General features: G+C 67.4%; 6 protein-coding genes. All 6 read right to left on the bottom strand.

The genetic code is table 11. The annotated features are described in order from the left end of the window. On the bottom strand, positions 1-206 hold a 206-nt coding region (locus GJV64_RS11540), incomplete at its 3' end, for a biotin transporter BioY (protein WP_205599609.1). Then, positions 206-640, bottom strand: a complete 435-nt coding sequence (gene ccmE, locus GJV64_RS11535) for a cytochrome c maturation protein CcmE (RefSeq protein ID WP_164157366.1) — start codon at positions 638-640, stop codon at positions 206-208. The genes ccmE and GJV64_RS11540, both read right to left, overlap by 1 nt. 10 nt (positions 641-650) lie before the next feature. After that, a complete protein-coding gene (ccmD, locus tag GJV64_RS11530) occupies positions 651-806 on the bottom strand; it encodes a heme exporter protein CcmD (RefSeq protein ID WP_164157365.1) in 156 nt (51 codons plus the stop codon). After that, on the bottom strand, positions 803-1,531 hold the full coding sequence (locus GJV64_RS11525) for a heme ABC transporter permease (RefSeq protein WP_164157364.1): 729 nt from the start codon (positions 1,529-1,531) through the stop codon (positions 803-805). Before GJV64_RS11525 ends, ccmD begins: the two co-directional genes overlap by 4 nt. A 64-nt stretch (positions 1,532-1,595) precedes the next feature. Beyond that, positions 1,596-4,220, bottom strand: coding sequence for a valine--tRNA ligase (locus tag GJV64_RS11520; protein ID WP_164157363.1), 2,625 nt, complete (start codon positions 4,218-4,220; stop codon positions 1,596-1,598). 52 nt (positions 4,221-4,272) lie between these two features. Continuing rightward, positions 4,273-4,563, bottom strand: a complete 291-nt coding sequence (locus GJV64_RS11515) for a DUF2497 domain-containing protein (protein WP_164157362.1) — start codon at positions 4,561-4,563, stop codon at positions 4,273-4,275. Positions 4,564-4,756 lie beyond the last annotated feature (193 nt).

Here is a 4,756-nt window from a genome sequence, read left to right as displayed (position 1 = left end):
AGCACCGGCAGGCCCAGCGCCGCCAGCGCCAGCCAGCCCAGCACCCCCAGCACGCCGGCGCCGCCGGCCAGCGCACCGGCCAGGCAGACGATCAGCGATTGCAGGGTGACCGGTACCGGCCCGAGTTCAAGGGACAGCGGCGCGGCGAGGCACAGGGCAAGGGTGGTGGCGAGGCCGCCAACCAGCGGCGACAGCAGGCGGCGCATCAATTGCCGGCGGAAACGCGCCCGGTCTTCTTCATGGCGCCGGCCACTTCCGGCGGCATGTAGCTTTCATCGTGCTTGGCCAAAATGGTGTCGGCGCGGAACGTGCCGGTGGCGGGATCGAGCTTGCCTTCGGCGATGACGCCCTGCCCTTCGCGGAACAGGTCGGGCAGGATGCCGGTGTAGGTGACCGGCACGGTCTCGGCCATATCGGTGACGACAAAGCGGATGGTGGCGCCGTCGCGCTCGATCGAGCCTTCCTTGACCATACCGCCCAGCCGGATCGCCGCCGTGGGGGCCGGGCCCTTGGCGAGATCGGCAGGGGCATAGAAATAGGTCGCCTTGTCGCCCAGCGTCGAAAATGCCAGCGCCCCGGCGCCGCCCAGCGCGCCCAGCGCACCCAGCACCAGCCACAGCCTTTGATGCTTTGCCTTCACCTTTGGGCCTTCATTTGCGCTTGACCTCATCCGCGCGCTTCTCGGCAGCGGTCATGCTGATGTAGGCCCAGGCCAGGAGCCCCACAAGGCCGACCAGCGTGATGGCATAGGCCGGCCAGATGAAGCTGGCCCACAGGTCCGGGCGGGCAACAACGCCGTCCATCATGCCAGCGCCTCGGCCAGTCGCCGGCTGCGCGCCTCGATGCGCTGCTGCGCCAGCATCGCCCGCATCCGCATCAGCACGATGGCGGCGAACAGGAAGGAAAAGCCGGCCACCGACAGCAGCAGCGGGGTCAGCAGTTCCGGCGCAATCTTGGACGAGGCGTTGACCACGGAGATGGAGCTGCCCTGGTGCAACGTGTTCCACCATTCGACGCTGTACTTGATGATCGGCAGGTTGATGACGCCGACCAGCGCCAGGATGGCCGCCGCCCGGCCCTCGCCGCCCTTTTCCGCCTCGCTGGCACTCAAGGCCAGATAGCCGAGATAGAGGAACAGCAGCACCAGCATGGAGGTCAGCCGCGCATCCCACACCCAGTAGGTGCCCCATGTCGGCTTGCCCCACAGCGCGCCCGAAACGAGGCAGATGGCCGTGAAGGCGGCACCTGCGGGCGCGATGGCCCGGGCCGCAATCGTGGCCAGCGGGTGGCGCCAGATCAGTGCGGTGGCCGAGGCGATGGCAAGGCTCAGATAGCCGCCGGCGCCCAGCCAGGCGGCTGGCACATGGACATACATGATGCGCACGCTTTCACCCTGCTGATAATCGGGCGGGCTGTTGAAAAGCCCGATCCAGAGGCCGGCCGCGGTGAGCGCCAGGCCGAGCAGCGCCACGATGGGCGTGGCAACACGGGCGATCTTCAGGAATCGCGCGGGGTTCGCATAACGGTGCACGCTGGCCTTCTAGTCAGATGGGCTGGGTGAGGGAAGGGGGCGTGGTGGCGCGGCCGCGCAGCCCCTACCCCAGCCGCGCCAGCGCCGCCTGCAGACGCTCGGCCTCGGCGGTGCGCGCTGCATGGTCCTCGCGGGCCTTGTCCACGGCTTCGGGCTTGGCCTTCTCGGTGAAGCCGGGGTTGGCGAGGCGCCCGGCCAGCGCGTCGCGTTCCTTAGCGCAGGCGGCAAGCGCCTTTTCCAGCCGCGCCTTCTCGGCCGCGAGATCGATCACATCGCCCAGCGGGATCAGGATGGTCGCCTCGCCATGCACCACGGCGAGCCGCCCGCCGGCAGCCAGCTCTCCCGGCACGATACGTGCCAGCCGCTCGATGGCGGCGGCGTTGGCGGCAAGGCGGGCGAGGGTCTCGGGCGTGGCGCCGTCCACAGCATAGGCCAGCTTGGCCGACGGCGGCACGTTCACTTCGGTGCGCGCCGAGCGGACTTCGGAGATCAGGCCGATCAGCCAGTCGATATCGGCGCTGGCCTCCGCATCGGCGGGCAGCGCGTCGGTCGCCACCCAGCGGGCAAGGATCAGGTCACCGCGCTCCGCCAACTGGTGCCACAATTCCTCGGTGAGGAACGGCATCACCGGGTGCAGCATGACGAGGATCTGGTCGAGCGTCCAGCCGGCCACCGCGCGCGTCTCGGCGGCGGCGGCGGCATCGGCGCCATCAGCCAGCAGCGGCTTGATCAGCTCCAGATACCAGTCGCAGAAGCGGCTCCAGACTAGGCGATAGATGGCATCGGCATAGGCATCGAAGCGAAATTGCGCGATGGCCTGCTCCAGCGCCGTGGCGCAGGCCTTCACCTCCCCAATGATCCAGCGGTTGACCGGTTGGCTTGCTGCCGGCGGCAGCAGGTCGGGGTGGCCAGCGATGCCGTTCATCTGGGCAAAGCGCGCCGCGTTCCACAGCTTGGTGGCGAAGTTGCGATAGCCCTCGATGCGGCTTTCGTTGAGCTTGATGTCGCGCCCCTGCGTTTCCATCGCAGTGAGCGTGAAGCGCAGCGCGTCCGCCCCGTATTTCTCGATCAGGCCTAGCGGATCGACCGTGTTGCCCTTCGACTTCGACATCTTCTGGCCCTGCGCATCGCGCACCAGGCCGTGGCAATAAACGGTGCGGAACGGCACTTCGCCTTGGAAGTGCAGTCCCTGCATCATCATGCGCGCCACCCAGAAGAAGATGATGTCGAAGCCGGTGACAAGCACATCGCCGGGATAATGGCGCGCCAGATCAGCCGTCTGTTCCGGCCATCCCAGCGTGCCGAACGGCCACAGCGCTGAACTGAACCAGGTGTCGAGCACATCCTCGTCGCGGGTCAGCGGCACGCCGGCGCCGGCCTGTGCCTGCGCCTCCGCCTCGGTCTCGGCGACGAACACCTTGCCATCGGGCCCATACCAGGCCGGGATGCGGTGGCCCCACCAAAGCTGCCGGCTCACGCACCAGGGCTGGATATTCTCCATCCAGTTGAAATAGGTCTTCTCCCAGGTTGCCGGCACGAAGCGGGTGCGGCCATCGTGGACGGCTGCGAGGGCGTCCTTCGCCAGTTCGCCGGCGTTCACATACCATTGGTCGGTCAGATACGGCTCGATCACCACGCCCGAGCGGTCGCCATAGGGGACCTGGTGGCGGTGCGGCTCGATCTTGTCGAGCAGGCCCAGGGCCTCGAAATCCGCCACCACGCTGGCGCGCGCTGCCTCACGGGTGAGGCCGCGATAATCGGGCGGGCAGGTGTCGGCCATGGTGGCATCCGGGTTCATCAGGTTGATGAGCGGGATGCCGGCCTGGGGATGGCGCTGATAGACTGCGAAATCGTTGAAATCATGGGCAGCGGTGATCTTCACCGCGCCTGAACCAAAATCGGACTCCACCATCGGATCGGCGATGATCGGGATCAGCCGATCGACCACCGGCAGGCGGCAGCGCTTGCCGACCAGGCGGCGATAGCGCTCGTCATCGGGGTGCACGGCCACCGCGCCATCGCCCAGGATGGTTTCGGGCCGGGTGGTGGCAATCGCGATGAAGCCGCTGCCGTCTTCCAGCGGATAGCGGAAGTGCCACAGCTTCCCGTCCACCTCGCGATACTCGACCTCCAGATCGGAAATTGCGGTCTTCAGCTTCGGGTCCCAGTTCACCAGCCGCTTGTCGCGATAGAGCAGGCCCTGCCGGAAGAGCTCGACAAACACCTTGTTGACGGCGGTGTTGAAGCCGGCGTCCATGGTGAAGCGTTCATTCTGCCAGTCGCAGCTGGCGCCCAGCCGGCGCAATTGGCGGGTGATGGTGCCGCCGCTCTCGGCCTTCCATTCCCACACCTTGGCTTCGAAGGCGTCGCGGCCCATGGCGGTGCGCCCCGGTTGCTGCGTTTCGGCCAGCTGGCGTTCCACCACCATTTGCGTCGCGATGCCGGCATGATCGGTGCCGACGATCCAGCGCGCATCGCGGCCCTGCAAGCGGTGCCAACGGATCAGCACGTCCTGCAGCGTGTTGTCGAGCGCGTGGCCGATATGCAGCGAGCCCGTCACGTTGGGCGGCGGGATGACGATGGTGAAAGGCTGGGCATCCGGGCGCTGCGGGCGGAAGGCGCCGCTCTGCTCCCAGTGCTGGTACCAGCGCTGTTCAAAGGCCTCGGGGTCGAAAATCCGGTCGATCATGGCCGCCGCGCATAGCCGCTGCCGGGCGGGCGGCCAACCGGAAAACCGGCGATTACAGCTTGCCGGTCAGGCGGCGGATCTCTTCACGGGCCAGCTTTTCCACGATCTCCGGCATGTTGGCATCGAGCCAGGCCTGCACATGGCTGGCCAGCAGCGAGCGAATCAGCTCGTCCAGGGTCATGCTGGCAACGCCGGGCGTGATCGCCACATCGGCCAGCGGCACCGGCGGTGGCGCTTCGGCAACAACCGGCGGCGGCGCATCGTCTCCCTCATCGGCCGGCGACATCACGCGGGCTCGGATGGACGCAAGAATGGCATCAAGGGTGGCCGGGCTTTCGGTCATGGCAACATTGGTTACGCCATGATGAAGCAAAGCGCCAGATTGATGCTGTCCATTCAGAAGGCAAATTCGCGCGCAGCGGCAAAGCCCGGCAGGTCGGGCGCCGCCATCTCGATGAAGGGCTGGCCGCGCGGCCGGCCATCGGCGCCCAGCGGGCCCACGAAGCCGCGGCCCACTCCGGCTTCGCGCAGCACGG

It is taken from the genome of Sandarakinorhabdus rubra (genome assembly GCF_010994245.1).
Classification (GTDB): Bacteria; Pseudomonadota; Alphaproteobacteria; order Sphingomonadales; family Sphingomonadaceae; genus Sandarakinorhabdus; species Sandarakinorhabdus rubra.
The sequence above is the reverse complement of the archived record's forward strand: the minus strand, read 5'-3'. Positions and strand labels throughout refer to the sequence as shown.

Excerpts from the sequence above, each read along its gene's own strand:
- GJV64_RS11515 (WP_164157362.1), bottom strand. The coding sequence starts at position 4,563 with ATGACCGAAAGCCCGGCCACCCTTGATGCCATTCTTGCGTCCATCCGA.
- GJV64_RS11520 (WP_164157363.1), bottom strand. The coding sequence starts at position 4,220 with ATGATCGACCGGATTTTCGACCCCGAGGCCTTTGAACAGCGCTGGTAC.
- ccmD (WP_164157365.1), bottom strand. The coding sequence starts at position 806 with ATGATGGACGGCGTTGTTGCCCGCCCGGACCTGTGGGCCAGCTTCATC.